The sequence below is a fragment of the Megamonas sp. Calf98-2 genome (genome assembly GCF_900110235.1).
GTDB lineage: Bacteria > Bacillota > Negativicutes > Selenomonadales > Selenomonadaceae > Megamonas > Megamonas funiformis.
Genome location: NZ_FOCY01000010.1, coordinates 1 through 22,349, shown reverse-complemented (window position 1 = coordinate 22,349; position 22,349 = coordinate 1). Strand labels below are relative to the sequence as shown.

The window sequence follows — 22,349 nt, the reverse complement described above, 5'->3', positions numbered from 1 at the left end:
TATGTATAACTTAAAAGAAATTTTAAATAAATTAACATCTGAAAAAAAAGTTCTTATTATTGGCGCTGCTATAGTTGATATTATCATAAATATAGAAAAATTACCTCATTCAGGAGAAGATATTACAGCTAAAAGTACTAAACATACAATAGGTGGTTGTGCATTTAATGTCGCAGATGTTTTAAATAAATTGCATTTACCCTTTGATTTAATGATTCCTATTGGAAATGGTGATTATAGCAAAATTATTTATAAATCATTTAAAGAAAAAAATTACCCTATTTTTAAAATAGAAGAAAATATTGATAATGGCTATTGTATATCTCTTGTTGAAAATGATGGTGAACGTACTTTTATAACTATGCCTGGACTAGAACTTTCTATGAAAGAAAAATGGTTTGAACATATAAAAATAAATAATTATGATTATATTTATGTATCTGGCTATGAATTAGAAGGAAAAAATGGAGACATTTTAATAAAAATATTACAACAAAAGAAAGCATCAGCAAAAATCATTTTCGATCCAGGACCAAGATTGAATTTTATTAATAAAAATGTAATAAATTCTATATTCCATATGAATTGTATTTTTACTATAAATAATAAAGAAATCTTATCTTTAGTTAATGAAAATAATATTAAAAATGCTGGTAAAAAATTATTTAATATCACTAAGGAACCTGTTATTATTACTAATGGTAATAAGGGTGCTATCCTTATTACTAATGATGTTACTATTATTGATGGATTTAAAGTTCAAGTAAAAGATACTATAGGCGCAGGCGATTCTCATACTGGAGGAATTTTAGCTGGATTATCTTGTAATTTAAATTTAAAAGATAGTATATATTTAGCTAACAAAATAGCTTCAATTGTTGTCAGTAAAGAAGGAGCTGCTACTGCTCCTTCTTTAGAAGAATTATTCTAAGAAAAAACGTACTCTTAATTGAAGAGTACGTTTTTTTATATAAAATTATATTTAAACCTATAATTTATAAACTACATTTATTTTACATAAATATGATTTTGTTTAAATTAAATCTTTGCTATAATTTAATTATCTTAAATTATTTTTAGAAACCCAGGTAATTTTATGCAGTCTTGTATGATTTTTGTTCCTTTTATTGGTTGGCTTGTAGCAGTTATCATAAAATTTATAACTAATTACATTTACTATTCTACTTTGGATTTGAAATTATCTTTCAGTAACGGTGGTTTTCCTAGTGTACATACGGCTACTATAATTACCACTACAACTTATATCGGTCTTTATGATAATTTTAATTCTCCATTATTCATCTTAGCTGTAACTATTGCTTTTATCATTATGATTGATGCAACCCATCTACGTCGCTCTATTGGTAAACATGCCTCTATTTTAAATCACTTAACAGGGAAAGCAGACCTCCATGAAAAAGAAGGTCATACTTATTTCCAAGTCATCAGTGGTGCTATTATTGGTATCGTCACAGGATACATTCTCTATAATTTTTTCTGAAGTTGTAATATTGACGTGAAATAAAATTTATAGTATATTATGGGCAAGTAAAAGTTTTTTATATACTATAAATTTCTTTTATTGAGAAAATTCGAATTTTTATGCTAAAATTTTATAGGAGGGGATACTATTATGTCCAGTTGGTTTTCCAAACTTCAAGCTGTAGGTAAAGCGTTAATGCTTCCTGTTGCCGTTCTTCCTGCTGCCGCTCTTTTACTTCGTTTAGGAGCACCTGATGTCTTCGACATTCCTTTTATTACTCAAGCAGGTGGTGCTGTTTTCAATAACTTAGCACTTATTTTTGCCGTTGGTATCGCTGTTGGCTTAGCTAAAGATAACAATGGTGCGGCAGGTCTTGCTGGGGTTATTGGCTATTTAGTATTAACAGAAGCACTCAAAGCTATCGATAAAGATTTAAATATGGGTGTTCTCGCTGGGGTTATTGTTGGTATTATTTCTGGTATACTTTACAATAAATTCTACAATATTAAATTACCGGAATTCTTAGGTTTCTTTTCAGGCAGACGTTTCGTTCCGATCGTTACTGCTGCAACATTCGTTGTTTTAGCTCTTATTTTTGGTATTATTTGGGGTCCTATTCAGAACTTTATTCATAGCATTGGTGAATGGATTGTTGGTGCTGGTGCTGCTGGTGCCTTTGTCTATGGTGTATTAAACCGTTTACTTATTCCTGTTGGTCTTCATCACATTCTCAACTCTCTTGTTTGGTTCGTATTTGGTTCTTACACTAATCCAGAAACAGGCGTTACTGCAACAGGCGATTTAAATCGTTTCTTCGCTGGTGACCCAACTGCTGGTGTATTCATGGCTGGTTTCTACTTTATCTTTATGTTCGGTGTTCCTGCTATCGCACTTGCAATGTACAGTGCTGCTAAACCAGAAAATAAATCAAAAGTTGCTGGTATGATGTTCTCCATCGCTTTCACAGCTTTCTTAACTGGTATCACTGAACCTGTAGAATTCACTTTCATGTTCTTAGCTCCTGTTCTTTATGCATTCCATGCTGTTATGACAGGTATTGCTCTTGCAGTTGCTAATATGTTTGGTATTTTACATGGCTTTGGTTTCTCTGCTGGTCTTATCGACTATGTATTAAACTATGGTCTTGCTACTAAAGCTATCTTAATCATTCCAATCGGCTTAGTATTTGGTATCATTTACTTCATCATTTTCAGATGGGCAATCGTTCACTTCGACCTTCCAACTCCTGGTCGTTTTGAAAATGAATCTGACAACGAAGCTATTGAAAATGCTAACCCAGATGAATTAGCTCAATCCTTTATCAATAAATTAGGTGGTGCTGATAACTTAACTACTATCAGCTCTTGCATTACTCGTTTACGTTTAAATGTTAAAGATATTGATAAAATCGATGAAGCTGGTCTTAAAGCTCTAGGTGCTGCTGGTGTTATCAAAAAAGGAAATAGCGTTCAAGTAATTGTTGGTACAAAAGCTGAAGCAGTTGCTGATGATATGAAAAAAATTGCTAAAAAATAATTAAATATTAATAAAAAGCTGGTTCAATATAGAACCAGCTTTTTTTGTATCTATTATCATGATATCATATATTTAATCAATTTATTTTAAGGAGATGATTTTTTTGTCTTTAGGTGCTAGATTACAAACTGTAACAAAGTTCGTGCCTCATGGTAGTGTCATTGCTGATATTGGCACTGACCATGGTTATTTACCTATAGAATTAGTAAAAACTGGAAGATGTTGTAAAGCAATCGCTGGTGATGTAAACGAAGGTCCTTATTTAGCAGCCAAGCGTTCTGTACGCAATGCTTCATTGATGAATAAAATCGATATTCGTTTAGGTAGTGGTTTAGAAATTCTTCAACCTAACGAAGTAGATATTGCTATATTTTGTGGTATGGGCGGAAATCTAATGGTTCAATTATTACAAGATTGCCCTGAAATTGTAAATTCTTTAAAAGGTTTAATCTTACAACCACAACAGGGATTTACCGCTCTTAGAAAATATCTTTACAGCATAGATTGGCATATCGAAGATGAAGCTATAGCAAAAGAAGATGGTCGCATTTATCAAATAATTTATGCTAAACCTGGAAAACAAGCTTTACCAACTGAACTTGAGCTTGAAATAGGGCCTGTATTAAATCGTACTAGACCTATTTTATTTAAAGAAATGATTGCTGAATTTATCGCCAAAGCCAATCGCAGTTTAAATGGTATGGCAAAATCTGAGACTGCTAAAAATACTGCACATTATCATCAATTACAAACTTATGTAAAAGCTTTGGAGGAATTATTATGATTAAATGTCAAGTTGTAGTTGAAGCTATGGATAGACTTGCCCCACGTTACCTCGCTGAAAATTGGGATAATGTAGGTCTTTTAATAGGTAATCCTGCTCAAGAAATCACTAAAATTTTGACTTGCTTAGATGTTACAGAAAAAGTAATTGATAAAGCTATCTGTGAAAATTATAATATGATAATTTCTCACCACCCATTTTTATTTAAAGGTATAAAAAAAATTGCTACTGATAAACCTCTTGGCAGAATGCTTCAAAAAATTCTTAGCAATAACATTGCTATCTTTGCAGCTCATACAAATTTAGATACTACTTATGGTGGTGTAAATGATGTATTAGCTCAAAAACTTCAACTCACAGAAGTAAAACCACTTACTATTTCTTACCGTGAAGAAATTTTAAAATTAGGAGTCAATGTTCCTAGCGATTATGCTGATGCTGTTCGTGAAGCTTTAGCTAAAGCGGGAGCAGGTGCTATTGATAATTATAGCGATTGCTCCTTCACTTATAATGGCACAGGATATTTCAAACCTCTTGAAAATTCCAATCCTTTTATCGGTCAACAAAATAAATTATCTAATGTGCAAGAAGTTCGCATAGAAACTATTTTACCTAGCAAAATAAAAAATCGTGTGATTAAAGCTATGTTAAAAGCTCACCCTTATGAAGTTCCTGCTTGGGATATCATTCCTACAGAAAATATTTATCACGAAAATGGACTTGGTCGCATTGGTAAACTCACTAATCCTATCACACTTGATGAATTTGCTCAACGCATAAAACAAAGTCTTCCTGGTGATACTTTCCGTTATGTAAAAGGAAATGACAAATTAGTAAAAAAAGTAGCCCTTTGCTCTGGTGCTGGCGTTGAATTTTTAGATAAAGCTGCTATGCAAGGTGCTGACACTTATATAACTGGTGATGTTAAATATCACGAAGCACAACATGCTCAAGAATTAGGTATAAATATCATTGATGCAGGTCATTTTGGTACAGAATTGCCTATAGTTGAAACTTTGGCTCAATATTTACAAGAAGAAAATATTAAACAAAAATGGCAAATAATAATCACTGCTGATAATGACGCAACAGATGTTTTCACTACTATAAAATAAAAAATAAAATTCTATATTTAGAAAAGAGGTCTTTCCATGCGTAAAGGAATGGAACATTTTATCAACAATCCCATCTATACTATAACTGCTGAAGCAATGTCTAACGGTCGCAATAATATTGAAGTTGTAGGCAAAATGCTCAAAGCTGGCATTAAATTTATTCAATATCGTGAAAAAGAAAAACCTGCACTTGAACGCTATCAAGAATGTATGCAATTAGTAAAGATGACTAAAGAAGCTGGTGCTATATTTATCATTGATGATTTTGTAGACCTTGCTATGGCTGTAAATGCTGATGGCGTGCATATTGGTCAGACAGATTTGCCACCTCAAGTAGTTCGTCAATTAATCGGCGAAGATAAAATCTTAGGTCTTTCCACTCATGAAGAAGCTCAACTTCAAAAAGCAAATGAACTTGGTGATATTATTGACTATATCGGTGTAGGCCCTGTCTATGCTACACAGACAAAAAAAGATGCTGTACCTGTTGGTTTTTCCTATGTAGATTATGCTAGTAAATATGCTAAACATCCATTTGTAGCTATCGGTGGTATCAAAGAACATAATATTTGTGAAGTAGCTTCTCACGGGGCTAAAACATTCGCTATTGTATCTGAAATTGTCAGTGCTGATGATATCGTAAATAAAATAAAATCTATTGAAAAAACATTACAGAATAAATTATAATTTAATATAGTAAATTAACGAACGGGAGATAATTCTATGCGTTTAGAAGAACAAATGAAATCTGGATTACTTTATCGTGAATATGGTCACAAAGACCCTGTTGACCAAGAATACGAAAAAATTATTGAAAAACAACGTGTAAATGCTAAAGAAATGATGTTCGATTTCAATAATACTCGTCCTAGTGATATGGAAACAAGAACTAAAATTCTCAAAGAATTATTAGGTTCTGTAGGAAAAGGTATCTATCTTGAACCACCTGCACATTTTGCTTATGGTTGCAACACTCATATCGGTAAAAATTTCTATGCAAACTTTAATTTCCAAGTTGTAGATGACTGTGAAGTATTCATCGGCGATGATGTTATGTGTGGTCCAAATGTATTACTTTGTGTAACAGGTCACCCACTAGACCCTGAATATCGCCTTGGTGGTACTCAATTCTCCTTGCCAATTCATATCGGTAACCGTGTATGGCTTGGCGCTGGTGTAATGGTTATGCCTGGTGTTACAATCGGTGATAACTGTGTAATCGGTGCAGGTAGTATCGTAACTAAAGATATTCCAGCTAATAGCTTAGCTTATGGTTCTCCATGCAAAGTAATTCGTGAAATCGGCGAATATGATAAAAAATATTTCCGCAAAGATGTTTTAGTAAATGATTTTAAATAAAATGACAAAAGCCTTAGGTTTTCCTAAGGCTTTTTTTATAAATTAAATTTAGCCAAGATATTTCCTGCAAAAATCATTCCATGCATGCTAGAAATATCTGACTCTATCTCATCTTTAGCTACTACGGATAATCTACTTTTAAGTGCCAAATAAATAGAATAATGATACATATAGACATTTTCATTTGTATTTCGTTCAATAATCAACTGTTTATAATGATATCTATATCGTTGCAAATCAGGTTTTATGCGTTTATACATCTCTGAAATATAATCATTATGTGCAGCCTTAACGATTAAATCATGAAATCTTTCATCATTTTTACAAAACAATTCATCGTCAATTGGTTCATCATTGCCCTTGCGAAAGTTCAGCAAAATTTCCTTTAACCCCATAAGTTCTGCTTTCGTTATGCGTTTAGCTGCCAAATAAGCAGCTTGTCCTTCCAAAAATTTACGAGCTTCATATAGATAAAAACATTCTTGTGGACTTATCTTTCGCACCGTCAAAAACCTTTTACTGCGTCGCTCAAGCCAACCATCTTTTAAAGCTCTATTAAGAGCTATATTTACAGGTGTTCTACTCACATCTAATTGCTGTGCAATCTTTGACTCAACAATCTTATCACCTGGCAATAACAAGCCCTGCATAATATCATTTTTTAAATGTTTATAAATAACGTCAGCTAATACGATAAAAGGATTTTCTTTTTTACACGCTTCAATATCTAATTTATCCATATATTCTCACCACCACAAGCATAATTTCCTTAATTATACTATATAAAGCTCATCTAAGCTTAAGAAATTGCCCTTTTCGTCTGAACTTTTAAAGCAGGGAATGTAAATACAAAAATTATATATATACAACTACATACAATATAAAATACCATGGATAAATCCCAACCATAATACGAAAGTATAATGCTCCAAATAAAATTCAATACAGTATAAATAGTATAGCCCAATGCCCAAAACACACCGAACATAATAGTTAATTTACGTGGGTTCATATTTGGCAATTCATAAGGAAAATTCAGATACACAGAATACTGAGAAAACATCACAAATCCGCCAATCGCAAATAAAAAGTATGCCAATCCTGGATTTATATATGCCATATACAAACCTAAAGCCATAGCAATAATCATCATAATACCATGAACTAATAAAAACGGCTTACGCTCAAAAGGTACTTTGCCAATTAAAATACTAAATAAAGTCCCAACTATACCACCCATAGTAATTGCCAATATCATAAATTCAGCATTAAAACCATTATTGACCTGTGCAACTAATTTTACAGGTATAGATACTAAAGACATTACATATAAAAATAAAAAACCGCCAAAGCCCATAGAAAAACAATATACAAATTTATCTGTTAATGCATTTTTATATTTATATTCCTCTTGATGATGTGTATTCTCATCATTAGGTGAAAAATCCTTTGCCAACATAGTCCATAAAACTAAAAGCAAAATACTAAATAAGCTAAATATATACATTGTATGTTGCCAATCACTAATAACCACATCTTTATATAAAAAGAAAATAATAGCCACTAAACCTGCACCAATATTATACGAAGCTGTAACTAGCGCACTTGCTATAATTTTTTCATCATTAGCTATAAATCTAGCTACTACAGTATTCATATATACCATTATCATAGAACCGCCTAATGCCATAATCATACGCGCAATAGTATATAGCCAATAATTTGTAGCAAATACAGCAACAAAAGAAAAACAAAGTAATACTAATGCTACAATACTTGCCTTTCGCGGATTTAATTTCAATAAAATATACGCTGCGACTAAGTTTGCAAAAATTCTAGCAATCGTTATTGTATAATTTATAACTTCTGAAACCATCGGTGATACTTGTTCGCCATTAAAATAATGAAATACAATCTTTTCGGATAAATTTGAACCTGCTACCCAATTTGATGCAAATACTATATAAGATAATAACAAGATAATAAACATCATTATTCCCTGTGATTTTTTTACATTGGTCAAAGTATTCATAATACTATTCCTTTCTTATCATAACAATTAAAACACGACCTTATCTTTAAAATTTAAACTTATAAAAATAGCGAGATTTTCTACTTAAATAAAAACCTCGCTATTAAAATAAATATTTATAAATTATCTAATTGTATTTAAGCTACAGCTTCTGTCTTTTTCTCAATAGCTTTCATAGCAAATTTTACACTTTTAGCAGAAGCTATCATTTTACCTACTTCTTCATCAGTTAATTTTGGTGTAAATTTCTTGATAATTCCTGTGTTGTTAAGCATACAAGGCAAACTCAAAGCCACATCATGAATGCCATATTCACCAGTTAAAATAGATGACATTGGTAAAATTGTATATTCATTATATTTTATAGCTTTAATAAAACGACAAGCTACCATAGCAATACCTGTATTAGTACAACCTTTTAAATTAATTACATCATATACGACTTGCATGATTTTTTGTTCAATCATACCTTTATTTAATTTATAATCACGATTAAAAAATTCATCCATATTGCCTAAGCCTAAACTTGCAATGTCCACTGTGCTCCATGCCACAAAGCCAGAATTGCCATGTTCACCTAATACATATCCATGTACAAGTTTTGGGTCTAAATGATAATAATCAGCCAAAATTCTACGTAAGCGGAAAGTTTCTAATAAAGTACCTGTACCAATTATCTTTTCTCTTGGATAATCAAAATTAGCAGATACATAATAAGTAGCTACATCTAAAGGATTAGTTACTACTAAAATAATTGCATCTTTTGTATAACGAACGATTTGCGACATTACACTATCCATGATTTTACAATTTGTCTTAGTTAAAATTAATCTATCAGGTGTTTCTCCTGGTTTTATACTTGGACCAGCTGTGATGATAATCATACTAGCATCTTTGCAATCTTCATAATCGCCTTCATGAATATAAATATTATGACTGCTAATGCAAGCTGTAGCATGACTTGTATCCAGAGATTCACCCATGCATTTTTTCTCGTTAATATCAATTAATACAACTTCTGATGCTAAACCGAAATCCACAATTTTATTCAATACTGCTGTACCAACATTACTAGCACCAATAATAACGATTTTACCTTCATCAAACATAATTCCCGCACCTCTTTTATAATTTATAAATATTCTTATTTTTCTAACGTTTTATCTTTGACTATATTCTATCGCTATTATTTTTCCGTTTCAAAATCCATTCTATTTTTTAGAGATTTTTACAATAATGCTAGTTTTCATATACTTTATTATATTTTATATCTCTAATTTGTTTTTTATAAATGCCATAATTCACAAAATCGCCTCTAAAATATATAAAAATAACATAAATTAAAATTATTTTTTTATAAAAATCTTCAATATTTCCTCAATCTTGTTTTTAATAAATTTTTATGATATACTTTTCACTGTAAAATTGTAATATAACTAAGCGATGATAAAGAGAGTAAATTAAGATTTCTTTTACAGAAAATATTGTCTAGGCTGAGAACAATAAAAGAAAATTTAATTGAAGTTCACTTTGGAGCTTCTATGGTGAAAATAAGTAGTCATAGCGTCTGGCAGCGTTAATGCTTTTAAGTATCAATTAGGGTGGTACCGCGAAACAAGCTTTCGCCCCTTCATGGGGTGAGAGCTTTTATTTTTGTTAAAATTTTGTAGGAGTGAAATCATGGAACAAGAACTCAAAAGTTTACAACAAGAAGCGATTAATGATATTAATAGCGCTTCTAATCTCAATGCACTAAATGATGTGCGTGTAAAATATCTTGGTAAAAAAGGCTCTTTGACTAGCATTTTACGTGGTATGGGTAAATTAAGCCCTGAACAACGTCCTGTAGTTGGTCAAATGGTAAATACAACTCGTAAAGAATTAGAAACTGCAATCGCAGCTAAACAAGAAGAATTAAAAACAGCTGAACTTGCAAATCGTTTAGCTACAGAAAAAATTGATGTTACGCTTCCTGGTCGTCGTCAAAGCTTAGGACATCTTCATCCTTTAACTGTTACCTTAAACAATATAAAAAACATCTTCACTAGCATGGGCTATTCTATCGCTGAAGGTCCTCAAATTGAATCTGATTATTTCAACTTTGAAGCTTTAAATCTTCCAAAAGATCACCCAGCTCGTGATATGCAAGACTCTTTCTATATCACAGAAGATATCTTACTTAGAAGTCAGACTTCTCCTGTACAGGCTCGCACAATGCAAGCTCATGAACCAAATAGCCCAATTCGCATCATTGCTCCAGGTCATGTATATCGCCGTGATGATTATGATGCTACACATTCCCCAATGTTTACTCAAGTTGAAGGTCTTTGCATTGATAAAAACATCAGCTTTGCTGACCTCAAAGGCACACTTGTTACTTTCTTACAACAAATCTTCGGCGAAGATGTAAAAGTTCGCTTCCGTCCAAGCTTCTTCCCATTCACTGAACCAAGTGCTGAAGTAGATATCTCTTGCGTTATGTGTAAAGGTAAAGGTTGCCGTGTATGTAAAGGCACTGGCTGGCTTGAAATCTTAGGTGCAGGTATGGTTCATCCTCATGTACTTGAAATGAGTGGTTATGACCCTAAACAAGTTAGCGGTTTTGCTTTCGGTATGGGTGTTGAACGTATTGCTATGCTCGCTTATGGCATTGATGATTTACGTTTATTCTATGATAATGATGTACGTTTCTTACGTCAGTTCTAATATTAAGGAGGATTATATTTAATGCAAGTTTCTATTAAATGGCTTAAAGATTATATAGATTTTACTGAAACTCCAGAGCAGCTTGCTGATAAACTCACAATGGCTGGTATTCCTGTTGAAAATGTTGTAGACCCTGGCGAAGGTTTAGAAAAAGTTGTAACTGGTCGCATCGAAAAACTTGAACCACATCAAAATTCTGACCACTTACAAATCTGTACTATGAATGTTGGTCTTGCTGAAAATATCATCATTGTAACAGGTGCTCAAAACGTAGCAGAAGGACAAGTTGTTCCTGTAGCTATGGTAGGTGCTCATTTGCCAAACGGCATGAAAATCTCCAAAGGTAAACTTCGTGGCGTAGCTTCTAATGGTATGCTTTGCTCCGCTCAAGAATTAAAACTCGACCTTGAAAAATTACCTGAAGAACAAAAAACTGGTATCTTCATTTTACCTAGTGATACTCCTGTAGGTATTCCTGCTAAAGATGTATTAGGTTTAAATGATGTTGTATTGGAATTTGAACTTACAGCTAACCGTGCAGACTGCTTCAGTGTTTTCGGTCTTGTTCGTGAAATTGCTGCTATCACTGGCAACAAACCACATTTTCCTGAAATCAAAGTTAATGAAGATGATAATACTAAATTAAACGATATCTTCTCTGTAGAAATCGCAGACCCTGATTTATGCTCTCGTTTCTCTACACGTATGCTTAAAAATGTAAAAATCGGCCCATCTCCTGAATGGATGCAACAACGTCTTGAAGGTGCTGGCATTCGTTCCATCAATAATGTAGTTGACGTTACAAACTTCGTTATGATTGAACTTGGTCATCCTATGCATGCTTATGATTATGATAAAATCACAGGCAAAAAATTAATTGCTCGTCGTGCTATTGAAGGTGAAGAACTTCATACTCTTGATGATACTTCTCGCAAAGCAAAAGGTGAAATGCTCGTTATCGCTGATAGCGAAAAAGCTGCTGGTCTTGCTGGTATCATGGGTGGTTTCGAAACAGAAATCACAGACACTACTACTACTACTGTAGTATTAGAATCTGCTGATTTCTATGGTCCATGTATCCGCAGAACTGCTCGTGCTTGCGGTCTTTCTTCTGAAGCTTCTGGCCGTTTTGAACGTGGTGTTGATAGCGAAACTACTATTAAAGCCCTCGACAGAGCAGCTCAATTACTTCAAGAAATGGGTGCTTGCACTGTTTGCGAAGGAATTGTAGATGTATATCCAAATCCAAAACAAGCTAATTATGTTACTTTCACACCAGAACAAATCAATAATCATCTCGGCACTAATATCGCTAAAGATGTTATGCTTAATATCATTACAAGTGTTGGTTTTGATGTTACAAAAGATGAAAATGATGAAATCACTGTTAAAGTTCCATCTTGGAGAAATGATGTAACTTGCATGGCTGATATTTCCGAAGAAATTGCTCGTTTACATGGTTTTGATAAAATTAAATCCACTCTTCCAAATGGCGTTTCTATGCAGGGAACTCAATCTGCAAAACAAACATTTATTGATAAAGTAAAAGCTTCCTTATCTAGCCAAGGACTTTATGAAACAATTTCCTTTGCTTTAACTAACGAAGAAACATTCAATAAATTAAACATTCCACAAGATAGCCCACTTCGTAAAGCTGTACCTATCATGAACCCACTTTCTGACGAATATCCTCTCGTTCGTACAACATTGCTCAGCAGTATTTTTGATAATCTTGCTCGCAATCTTGCTCGTAAAAATGATGATGTAGCTTTATTTGAAGTAGGTTCTGTATTCTTCCCTAAAGCACTTCCTGTAACAGAACTTCCAGATGAAGTTGTAAAAATTGCAGGTGCTATCACTGGTCGTCGCAATGCTCAGGGTTGGAACCAAGCAAATGATATGGTAGATTTCTACGATGCTAAAGGCATTATCGAAGAATTACTTGCAAATCTTCGTGTAACTCGTTATACAGTTGAAGCTGGTACACATTACGCTATGCACCCAGGCAAAACTGCTCTCTTCAAAAAAGGTCGCGATGTAATCGCAACAGTTGGTGAAGTTCATCCTGCTGTACTTTCTGCTTATGGTATTACAAAACCTGTATATATCTTTGAACTTGACGCTACTACTGTTATGAAATACATGGCTAAAGACTTAAAATATAAAGCATTGCCAAAATATCCAGCAACTAGCCGTGACCTTGCAATGCTCGTAGATGTTGATGTAAATGCTGCTGATATCGAAAAAGCTATGACCAAAGCCGCAGGTCAAAATCTCACTCAAATCACTTTATTTGATGTTTACACTGGTAAACAAGTTGAAGAAGGCAAAAAAAGCTTAGCATTCTCCTTAACTTTCCAATCCAATGATAAAACATTAACTGATGCTGAAATTGATCCAGCAATCGAAAAAATCGTAGCTAAACTTCAAAAAGATTTCAATGCAAATCTTCGTGGCTAATAAAAATAAAAAGGCACTACAATTGTAGTGCCTTTTTTTATATTTCATCTGTTTTATCCAACCATTCTTGCAAATCATTTATAAATCTTGATAGATGAAAACCATCACATACTCCATGATGTACTTGAATAGCTAATGGCAATAATATTTTTTCACCTTGTTCAAAATACTTTCCTATAGTGAAAATAGGCAAATAATAATCATATCCTTTAGCTAAATTTAAATTAAAACCTGTAAAACTAACCTAAGGAACACGAGAAACATTAAACACATTTTTTTCTAATAATAATTTAGAGCTTTTTATCTCTTGCTGTTGGTAATTTTTCATATCCAATAAATAATTTTGATAAAACACTTCAAAATCATCATCATATTTTGTCCACACTTGATAAAACTGTTCTTGCGCTTCTTCAAAGACTGTAAAAATAGGATTTATCTCATCATAATATCCTAATTCTCCATCTTTATTTAAATCCATGCGGAATTCTTTATATTTATTAACAAACTTACTCAAACCATATAAAATTACAGGAAAAAATTTTAGCTGTTTTATCTCTATTTTATTTTTTAAACCTGTGATATCTAAATTGATTGTCATACTATAAGTACAAAGAATATCTTTGCTATACAGCTCAAAAACTTTTTTTCTTTGCCATTTTTCTTTATCTATTTTTATAAAATCCATTTCAATATCACAACTCTTTATTATTTATTCTAGCTATTAAATTATTCATTTTCGCTTTTATCTGTTCAACGATTTTAAAAAATTCCTCATCAGATTTTCCTGTAGGGTCTTGTAGACCCCAATCTTCACGATATTTACATTTAATCATAGGACAAGCTACATTACAACCCATAGTTATAACAATATCAATCTCTGGTAATTCCTGCAATAATTTAGGTCTTTGCACCTTTGTTATATCACCATAACCTAAAGATTTCATAATACGAACTGCATCAGGATTTATTTGATTTTTTAACTGTGTTCCTGCAGAAAAAGCTTCAAATACATCTTTTCCCATTTCTTTAGCTATAGCTTCTGCCATTTGAGATCTACAAGAATTATGCACACAAATAAATGCTACTTTTAACAAATTTTACACCTCTATCTTAAAATACAAAATTAAAAATATAGCCTACAAAAATAATCCCTATACTTACAATACCTATAAATAAAAACAATAATTTTCTTTGCAATACTTGGCTGAGCATAATAAGTGATGGAAGTGATAAAGCTGTTATCGCCATCATCAATGCTAAAATCGTACCAGCTGGTACACCTACTAAATATAAAGCTTCAGCGATTGGCAAAGTTCCAAATATATCAGCATAAATAGGTATGCCAATAATTGTAGCTAAAATAACAGCAAAAGGATTATTATCTCCCAAAATACTTAAAATAAATTCTTGTGGTATCCAATTATGAATTACTGCACCTATTAATACGCCCAATAATACATAAGGAAAAACTTTTCTCACGATAATTTTAGTATCATTTAAAGCATAATTTAATCTTTGTCTTTGATTAAAATACTCTGATTCAGCATAAAAATCTCTAATTGCTCCATCATATTTTTTCAAATATCTTTCAACCTTCATTATCGATAAGGCTTTACCGCCAACAACAGCTAATATTACGCCTACAACTGTATAAAAAATAGCAAATTCAGGTCCAAAAAATGACATCAACATAAGCATAGATGCCACATCTACCATAGGAGAAGATATCAAAAAAGAAAAAGTCATGCCTACAGGTAATCCTGCTCTAGTAAAACCTATAAAAATAGGCACACTTGAACAAGAACAAAATGGCGTTACAGTTCCAAGTAGTGCAGCAATTATATTTCCAGTAAAACCATCAAAATGCGTTAAAATTCGTTTTGTCTTTTCTGGTGGAAAATACGACTGAATATATGATATCAAATAAATTAAAGTTACTAATAAGATAGTTATCTTTATCGTATCATAAAAGAAAAAATGAATACTAGACCACCAATTTGAACTTTTATCTGCATTAAAATAATTTACTAAGACTTGCCAAACTAAATCATTCAGCCATTGCATTCCTAGTATTTGTTCAACAAAAAAATCAAACATTATCTCACCTCATATCAAATATTTTTGATATGTTTATTATATCAATTTTTTTTGATATGACAAGTCTATTTATTCATGTTGAAAAAATTTTATCGCCTTTTGACTAAATACTTCTGTCAATAAAGAACTATTAATACTATAAAAATTCCATTTTCCCTGTGGTTTTACTTTTATTAAATTCGCTTCTAATAATAATTTTAAATGATAAGATAATTTACTTTGAGCTATAACAAATTGTTCCATTAATTTACAAACGCAAATTTCCTCATGTTTTGCAATTTCTTGTAAAATCTTTAATCTCATTTCATCAGATAACGCTTTAAAAATTTTTACATAATCAATCTCTGTCATATTATTTATCTCACTTTCTTATTTTATTAAGAAAAATCTTTTATACTTTGCTATAATAACTATATCATATTTAAGGAGGGATTTTCTTGAAATATCTCATTGTCGGCACTGGAGGAACTGGAGCTTGTATCGGTGGTTTTTTAGCTAAAAATAATCATGATGTAACCTTTATCGCTCGTGGAAAACATCTTGAAACCATCAACGAAAATGGTCTTACCATCAATTCTGATAGAATTGGCAAATTTAATTTAAAACCCGTAAAAGCAATGACTACAAAGCAATATCTTCAAACAAATGAAATACCTGATGTAATTTTTATTTCTGTCAAAGGATATGCGCTTGATGATATCATTCCTTTTTTAGCCAAAGTAAGCAAGGAAAATACCATCATCATTCCTATACTAAATATCTATGGTACAGGTTATAGACTAGCACCTAAATTACCTCATACAAATGTAATTGAAGGATGTATCTATATTGTTGCCTATATTTCTGCACCTGGAGAAATATCTCAAAAGGGTAATATTTTCCGCATCGTCTTTGGCACACGTGGAAAAACTCCATTAAAAAATCAATTAGAACAAATTGCTCAAGACCTTAAAGATAGTAATATTTCTGTTGTCTTATCAGAAAATATCGCAGAAGATACCTTCCGCAAATTCGTTTTAATCTCCCCTTATGCTAGTTGTGGAGCTTATTTTGATATACCAGCAGATATCATGCAAAAACAAGGAAAAGAACAAGATTTATTCATTGCCTTAACAAAAGATTGTATTAATCTAGCTAAAGCTTATAATATTAATCTTCCTGAAAATATCATTGATATAAACTTAAAAACATTAAATGCTATGACACCAGATACTACAGCTTCTATGCAAAAAGACTTACAAAAAGGTAGTCAATCAGAAATTGATGGACTTATTTTTGAAGTTGTTCGCATGGCAAAAGCAAAAAATATCGCTGTGCCAGCCTATGAATTAGTAGCTAAGCATTTTGGTTTTATAGCCTAAAATATAATAAATTACAAAATATGAAAGTAAGGTTTTTTTATGATTGAAATTCTTGTATTATTTGTCGTCGGTATTGGCATAGGTACATTTGGTACTTTAATAGGTATTGGTGGTGGTTTAATCATGATACCACTTTTTACTTTTGCACTCACACCTTCTATTTTTCATAGTGCTCCTGAAATAGTTGGTACTTCATTATTTGGTGTATTTTTAAATGCACTTTCAGGGACATATGCTTATGTAAAACAACATCGCGTTTATTTTAAAGCAGCCATTCCTTTTGCTATTGCTACACTTCCTGGAGCTATTTTAGGTAGCCTTGTCAGTGATTATTTCACAGGTCCTACTTTCAGTCTTAGTTATGGTATTTTTATCTTAATCATCTCTGCTATCATGTATTGGAATTCATCTAATAAAAAAGCTATCGCTACAAATTTTGATGAAACCTTATTTATAGCTCGCAAAAAACTCGGTATTATTTTAAGTATGTTTGTAGGTTTTATCTCTAGCATCTTTGGTATTGGTGGCGGTATCATTCATGTTCCTGTTATGATCTATGCCCTTGCTTTTCCACCACATATGGCAACTGCAACATCTCATTTTGTCTTAGCTGTTTCCTCTTTTATGGGTGTTACATCTCATATATTTTTAAATCATATCGTTTGGATACCTGCTCTTGCTGTTGGTTTTGGTGCTGTAATCGGTGCTCAAATCGGTGCTAGATTATCTAAGAAAACTAAACCTCGCAGTATCATTTTACTTCTTTGCATTTCTTTATTCTTATTAGGTATTCGCATGATTGTTGAAAGCAATCTCTTATTTTAAGCAAAAAAGCTTCTGTTCTCGACTATAAAAAAGAACAGAAGCTTTTTATGTAAAAACCATGTATTTATAAATCTTTTGTGATAAAATATTCTTTGAATATATTTATAAAAAGGAGAATTATTTTGCGTTTACGAAGAAAACCTTGGATTGATGAAGCTATTTTAGATTTTAATAATTTTGTATATACTAAAGGACAAAGTCCTTCTGAAGAAATTAAAGGTCATTGGCATGAAGTATTTGACCGCCAGGCACCTCTTTATGTAGAACTTGGCACAGGAAAAGGAGATTTCATCAGTAAAACAGCAGCTCTTCATCCTGAAGTTAATTTTATCGGTATAGAACTTCAACAAGATGTTTTATACTATGCTGCTAAAAAAGTAAAAGAACTTGGTTTAACTAATGTTCGCCTAATGGTATTTAATATTGAACAAATTGAAAATATCTTTGCTGAAGATGAAGTTGACCGTTTTTATATCAATTTCTGCGACCCATGGCCAAAAGCTCGTCATGCAAAAAGACGTTTAACTTATATAGGATTTTTGGAAAAATATCGCAAACTCTTAAAAGATAATGGGGAATTATTCTTTAAAACCGACAATAGACCTCTATTTGATTTTTCATTAGAACAATTTGAACTTGCTAATTTAAAAGTAAATGCACTTACTTTTGACCTTCATAATAGTGAATATCAAGCTAACAATATCATGACAGAATATGAACGTAAATTTAGCGGTTTCGGTGAAAAAATCAATCGCTGTGAGGTAACTTTTACTAAGCAGGATAAAAAATAATGTTGACTAAGCAAAAATTTTGGATAAATGATATGGAAGCTATCACCTGTATCATGTTTATCCTGATTGTCATTGGCACTATAAATATTTGTAGTGCCAGCTTAATAACCGCTTATACTAACTTTGAAAATCCCTATTTCTTTTTAATCCGTCACTTAATAAGTTTGTTAATTGGATTTGTCGCTTTTGCTTTAACTTCTAGATTTAATTATAAAAAATTAAAAAATAAATCTTTACTACTTACAGTCATAACGATTTTATCCTTAAGTGCTGTATTAATTATGGGTGTTACTGTAAATGGTTCTAAACGTTGGCTATCACTTGGATTTATGCAATTCCAACCTTCTGAAATCGCCAAAATTGTTACCATTATCATCAGTGCCTCTTATCTTGGTCAATGTATAGATAAAAAAATTCCTATAACGGTAAATCCACAAAAAAATATTATATTTCTTCTATGTCTAATAATTGCAGGTTTTGTTGAAGCTCAACCTGATATGGGAACTGCACTTATCATCATTGGTATTCCAACCATTATGTATTTTATTGCTGGTCTATCCAAAAAATGGATTGGTATAATCTGTGGTATTGGTTTTATCTTACTTACACTTTTAGCAACCTTCCAACCATATCGTTTAGACCGTATCAATAGTTGGTATGACCCTTGGTCTCGCTCTCAAGAAGATGGTTATCAAATAGTCCAATCCATCTTAGCTATTGGTTCTGGAGGATTTTCTGGCATGGGCTTAGGTCATGGATTTAGTAAATATTCTTATCTACCTGAATCTCATACAGACTTTGCCTTTGCTGTTTTTTGCCAAGAAATAGGATTTATGGGCGCTTTTATTGTCTTTTTGCTTTTAATTGCGCTAGCTTTTTATTGTATAAAAATTGCTCTACGCACTAAAGATAATTTTGGCAAAATGCTTGTATGTGGCATTACTTTATTGATTGTAGGTCAAGCTACTGGCAATATGGCTATGGTTATCGGTATTGTTCCTGTAGTTGGTGTACCTTTACCGTTCATCAGTTATGGTGGTACTTCACTTATTTTAAATATGATTAGCATCGGTTTAGTTTTAAGCGTAGACCGACATAATCATATCATTAAAAAAAGTACCAAAAATGAAATGATAACTACTCCGCCTATTAAATATTTAAGCAAGAAAAAACATCTCTATCGTTTAAAATAAAAAATAAATAATGGCAAAATAAAAGACGATTAACATATCTTCATGCTAATCGTCTTTTATCTAGTATACTGTGTATACATCAAACTACCTCACTATTTAATTTTTTTTGCAAATCTTCCCTTAAGATAGAAGTTTTTGCTGTATTTATCAGTCAGCTAACGTGTGTAATATGCATTTAATTCCAAATACATCTTTTTACATTCTTTTATAATATTCTAACTAACTTAAAATACACCTAATACGTATTATACACTTTTTGAATTAATAATAAATTTTGTAACGTTACTATTTGTGCACACTTATAAATCAGTTTAGACTTTAACTAACAATGCCTTACTATCTATAAAATCTAGTTTTTCTTTACAAACTTGCTTTCTTTAACAGCACGAGATATCTAAGTGCACCTTTCATTAAAGCCTTTTTGCAAATCCGCTATAACCCTCACTCCTTTCGAATGCATTCTATATAAATAATTTTTAGTTCCTCTGTACAATAATTTCTATTGCTCATTCTCCATAAACTATTTTTATATCATTACATTCAATTGTTTTAAGCACTATAACTTTTCTTTCTGTCTTTATTATAGCACAGTCAAAATTTTATTGCAATAATCAGATTATTTTTTTTATATATTTTTTTCTGTAAAAATAATATTTTAATAAAAAAAATATAAGTGCCTACTAAAAAATCTCATAGTAGACACTTATGAATTATCCTTTGCTTATTAACGTTGAAAAAAGTTATATAACTCTCTAACCATAATAAGAGAAGATGTAGCACCTGGGTCTTGATGACCAATACTTCTGATACCTAAATAGCTTGCACGACCTTTGCTTGCAGAAATAGTGCGTGTATAATCTGCACCTTCTTTTGCAGCTCTTGATGCTTCACCTAAACATTGGAATAATGTTAAATCTTTTTCTTTACCTTTTACAAAAGCTGTATGTACAGGAATTAAAACATCTAACATTGTTTTTTCACCTGGTTCTACACGACCACGTTTTTTAATAGCTTCGATAGCTTCACCTAAAACTTTAATTACAGAATCAACTGTAAAAGATGTATTTTCATCACAAGCTTTAGCTGCACGGTTGAAAGCTGCTGCATATAATGGACCAGCTGCACCGCCTACATTTTCAGAAAAAGCTGTACCTATAGCTTTGAAAACTTTTGCTGAATTTCCATCATCATTCATATTGTCAATTTCTTCTAAAGCAGCTTCAAAACCAATAGCCATATTATTGCCATGGTCGCCATCACCAATAGCTTTATCTAACATATTTAAATAATCTTTTTGGGCTATTATAGCTTTTGCTATATGTTCAACTGCATCTTTAATTCTTGTCATATACGATATTTCCTCCCAAAATTTTAATGAAAATTATAATATTATTTAATTAAATAACTTATAAATAGCCTAAATATACAGATTAATTTTAACATATAATCTGCTTACTGTGTATATGTATATCTAAAAAAATGATATCTATCAATATATCACTTTTATCTAATTATACAATACAAACTATACAAAAATCACCTTTGTTGTATTTCTTTTGCTAAAATAATATAATAGTATATTATATTATTCTATTTTTTACAATATTTTAATATAACATTTTTTATAATCTATTTAAATAAAAGAGGTATCTATATGTTAAAGCCAAATGTTGGTCATATAAATTATTTAAATTGTCTTCCTTTAACTTATACATTCACTAAAAATCCTAGTGATAAATTCAATTTATTTAAAGATGTTCCTGCTAATTTAAATCAAGCAATCACGCAAGATAAATTGGATATCAGTCCTGTTTCATCTATCATTTATGCTCGCAATTTTGATAAATTAATGATTTTACCTGATATCAGCATTATGGCTGATGGCCCTGTGCAAAGTATAATTTTAGTCAGCAAAAAACCTATTCATGAAATTACCACAGATAAGATTTTACTCACATCTCAATCGGCTACTTCACATTGTCTTTTGAAAATAATCATGAATAAACGTTATCATGCTACACCAGATTATTCTATTGCTAAAGTTTCACCTCAAAATCCTTTTTCTGACGAAAACGCTACCGCTTCTCTATTCATTGGTGATGATGCTCTCTTTTTAAAATATCATCAAGATAAGAATTTATATTATTACGATATCGGTCAACAATGGAAAGAATTCACTAATCTTTGCATGGTATATGCAGTATGGGTAGTACGTAAAGATTTTGCACAAGAAAATCCTCAAAAAACCTCTATTATTCAACAATATATAAAAAATGGTTTTGCCAATGGTTTTACCAACCTTCATCAGGCTATAAAAGAAATTGCTACAGATAAGCCTTTTTCTTTCACGCAATTAGATGAATATCTTCATATAATTCAATGGAAATTGCAAAAAGAACAACTTAAAGCTTTATCTTTATTTTATCAATATGCTTTTGAATTAAATCTAATTGATGCACTTCCACAATTAAATATATTTAATCCAAATACTAAAAATTAAATACTTGACATACTCCCCATGCCTAAAGGCAGGGGATTCTTGGATACAAACGATACTTGCCTACTAAAATAGCAGGTCTTACTATATCTCTCCAAAGAAGGTTGATG

The 22,349-nt window shown here is 31.6% G+C and carries 21 protein-coding genes, 1 pseudogene and 1 other annotated feature; of the genes and pseudogenes, 14 read left to right on the top strand and 8 right to left on the bottom strand.

The features are described from left to right. Position 1 precedes the first annotated feature (1 nt). From BMX03_RS04305 to BMX03_RS04275, 7 genes are all read left to right on the top strand, one after another. Positions 2-931, top strand: coding sequence for a PfkB family carbohydrate kinase (locus tag BMX03_RS04305; protein ID WP_091694031.1), 930 nt, complete (start codon positions 2-4; stop codon positions 929-931). Positions 932-1,096: 165 nt separating this feature from the next. Next, complete coding sequence (locus BMX03_RS04300) at positions 1,097-1,501, top strand: divergent PAP2 family protein (protein WP_022227832.1); 405 nt, start codon at positions 1,097-1,099, stop codon at positions 1,499-1,501. Positions 1,502-1,633: 132 nt separating this feature from the next. Next, positions 1,634-3,019 carry an N-acetylglucosamine-specific PTS transporter subunit IIBC gene (gene nagE, locus BMX03_RS04295; protein ID WP_015562996.1) on the top strand — a complete coding sequence of 462 codons (1,386 nt, stop codon included), beginning with the start codon at positions 1,634-1,636 and terminating at the stop codon, positions 3,017-3,019. A gap of 94 nt (positions 3,020-3,113) precedes the next feature. Further along, the gene (locus BMX03_RS04290) at positions 3,114-3,803 is read left to right on the top strand and encodes a tRNA (adenine(22)-N(1))-methyltransferase (protein WP_255361407.1); all 690 of its coding nucleotides are present in this window, start codon (positions 3,114-3,116) and stop codon (positions 3,801-3,803) included. Beyond that, positions 3,800-4,918, top strand: a complete 1,119-nt coding sequence (locus BMX03_RS04285) for a Nif3-like dinuclear metal center hexameric protein (protein ID WP_091694025.1) — start codon at positions 3,800-3,802, stop codon at positions 4,916-4,918. The genes BMX03_RS04290 and BMX03_RS04285 overlap by 4 nt, the downstream gene beginning before the upstream one ends. Positions 4,919-4,954: 36 nt before the next feature. Continuing rightward, a complete protein-coding gene (thiE, locus tag BMX03_RS04280) occupies positions 4,955-5,605 on the top strand; it encodes a thiamine phosphate synthase (RefSeq protein WP_015562999.1) in 651 nt (216 codons plus the stop codon). A 36-nt stretch (positions 5,606-5,641) separates the two neighbouring features. After that, the gene (locus BMX03_RS04275) at positions 5,642-6,277 is read left to right on the top strand and encodes a sugar O-acetyltransferase (protein ID WP_008538975.1); all 636 of its coding nucleotides are present in this window, start codon (positions 5,642-5,644) and stop codon (positions 6,275-6,277) included. 35 nt (positions 6,278-6,312) lie between these two features. Here the strand turns inward: BMX03_RS04275 and BMX03_RS04270 are convergent, their stop codons facing one another. The 3 genes from BMX03_RS04270 to BMX03_RS04260 all read right to left on the bottom strand — a co-directional run bounded on the left by BMX03_RS04270 (position 6,313) and on the right by BMX03_RS04260 (position 9,418). Next, positions 6,313-7,017, bottom strand: a complete 705-nt coding sequence (locus tag BMX03_RS04270; protein WP_008538976.1) for a GntR family transcriptional regulator — start codon at positions 7,015-7,017, stop codon at positions 6,313-6,315. Between the two features lie 59 nt (positions 7,018-7,076). Continuing rightward, positions 7,077-8,309, bottom strand: coding sequence for an MFS transporter (locus tag BMX03_RS04265; RefSeq protein WP_015563001.1), 1,233 nt, complete (start codon positions 8,307-8,309; stop codon positions 7,077-7,079). Between the two features lie 137 nt (positions 8,310-8,446). Further along, complete coding sequence (locus BMX03_RS04260) at positions 8,447-9,418, bottom strand: L-lactate dehydrogenase (RefSeq protein ID WP_015563002.1); 972 nt, start codon at positions 9,416-9,418, stop codon at positions 8,447-8,449. Positions 9,419-9,743: 325 nt separating this feature from the next. Further along, positions 9,744-9,942, top strand: a binding site (T-box leader). A 47-nt stretch (positions 9,943-9,989) separates the two neighbouring features. On the opposite strand from BMX03_RS04260, the gene pheS reads away from it, so the two are divergent. Together pheS and pheT are read left to right on the top strand one after the other, a co-directional pair. Beyond that, positions 9,990-11,015, top strand: coding sequence for a phenylalanine--tRNA ligase subunit alpha (gene pheS / locus BMX03_RS04255; RefSeq protein ID WP_022227837.1), 1,026 nt, complete (start codon positions 9,990-9,992; stop codon positions 11,013-11,015). Between the two features lie 21 nt (positions 11,016-11,036). Continuing rightward, positions 11,037-13,475 (top strand): phenylalanine--tRNA ligase subunit beta, encoded by a 2,439-nt coding sequence (gene pheT / locus BMX03_RS04250; protein WP_091694023.1) that lies wholly within the window; start codon positions 11,037-11,039, stop codon positions 13,473-13,475. A gap of 37 nt (positions 13,476-13,512) precedes the next feature. On the opposite strand, the pseudogene catA reads toward pheT, so the two are convergent. The 4 genes and pseudogenes from catA to BMX03_RS04230 all read right to left on the bottom strand — a co-directional run bounded on the left by catA (position 13,513) and on the right by BMX03_RS04230 (position 15,923). Then, positions 13,513-14,160 (bottom strand): annotated as a pseudogene (gene catA / locus BMX03_RS04245) (type A chloramphenicol O-acetyltransferase). Between the two features lie 7 nt (positions 14,161-14,167). Continuing rightward, positions 14,168-14,569, bottom strand: a complete 402-nt coding sequence (locus BMX03_RS04240; RefSeq protein ID WP_091694020.1) for an arsenate reductase ArsC — start codon at positions 14,567-14,569, stop codon at positions 14,168-14,170. Between the two features lie 16 nt (positions 14,570-14,585). Continuing rightward, positions 14,586-15,572 (bottom strand): permease, encoded by a 987-nt coding sequence (locus BMX03_RS04235; protein WP_091694018.1) that lies wholly within the window; start codon positions 15,570-15,572, stop codon positions 14,586-14,588. A 69-nt stretch (positions 15,573-15,641) separates the two neighbouring features. Beyond that, entirely contained in the window at positions 15,642-15,923 is a 282-nt protein-coding gene (locus BMX03_RS04230; RefSeq protein ID WP_091694015.1) for an ArsR/SmtB family transcription factor, read from the bottom strand. 86 nt (positions 15,924-16,009) lie between these two features. Between BMX03_RS04230 and BMX03_RS04225 the strand changes: the two genes are divergently transcribed. From BMX03_RS04225 to BMX03_RS04210, 4 genes are all read left to right on the top strand, one after another. After that, positions 16,010-16,933 carry a ketopantoate reductase family protein gene (locus tag BMX03_RS04225; RefSeq protein ID WP_091694013.1) on the top strand — a complete coding sequence of 308 codons (924 nt, stop codon included), beginning with the start codon at positions 16,010-16,012 and terminating at the stop codon, positions 16,931-16,933. 39 nt (positions 16,934-16,972) lie between these two features. Next, entirely contained in the window at positions 16,973-17,758 is a 786-nt protein-coding gene (locus BMX03_RS04220) for a sulfite exporter TauE/SafE family protein (RefSeq protein WP_091694010.1), read from the top strand. A gap of 122 nt (positions 17,759-17,880) precedes the next feature. After that, entirely contained in the window at positions 17,881-18,549 is a 669-nt protein-coding gene (trmB, locus tag BMX03_RS04215) for a tRNA (guanosine(46)-N7)-methyltransferase TrmB (RefSeq protein WP_022227843.1), read from the top strand. Beyond that, positions 18,549-19,742, top strand: a complete 1,194-nt coding sequence (locus BMX03_RS04210) for an FtsW/RodA/SpoVE family cell cycle protein (protein WP_091694008.1) — start codon at positions 18,549-18,551, stop codon at positions 19,740-19,742. Before trmB ends, BMX03_RS04210 begins: the two co-directional genes overlap by 1 nt. A gap of 724 nt (positions 19,743-20,466) precedes the next feature. Here the strand turns inward: BMX03_RS04210 and dhaL are convergent. Then, entirely contained in the window at positions 20,467-21,090 is a 624-nt protein-coding gene (dhaL, locus tag BMX03_RS04205; RefSeq protein WP_091694005.1) for a dihydroxyacetone kinase subunit DhaL, read from the bottom strand. Between the two features lie 306 nt (positions 21,091-21,396). On the opposite strand from dhaL, the gene BMX03_RS04200 reads away from it, so the two are divergent. Continuing rightward, positions 21,397-22,242, top strand: a complete 846-nt coding sequence (locus BMX03_RS04200) for a menaquinone biosynthesis protein (protein WP_075555118.1) — start codon at positions 21,397-21,399, stop codon at positions 22,240-22,242. The last annotated feature ends 107 nt before the right edge of the window (positions 22,243-22,349 follow it).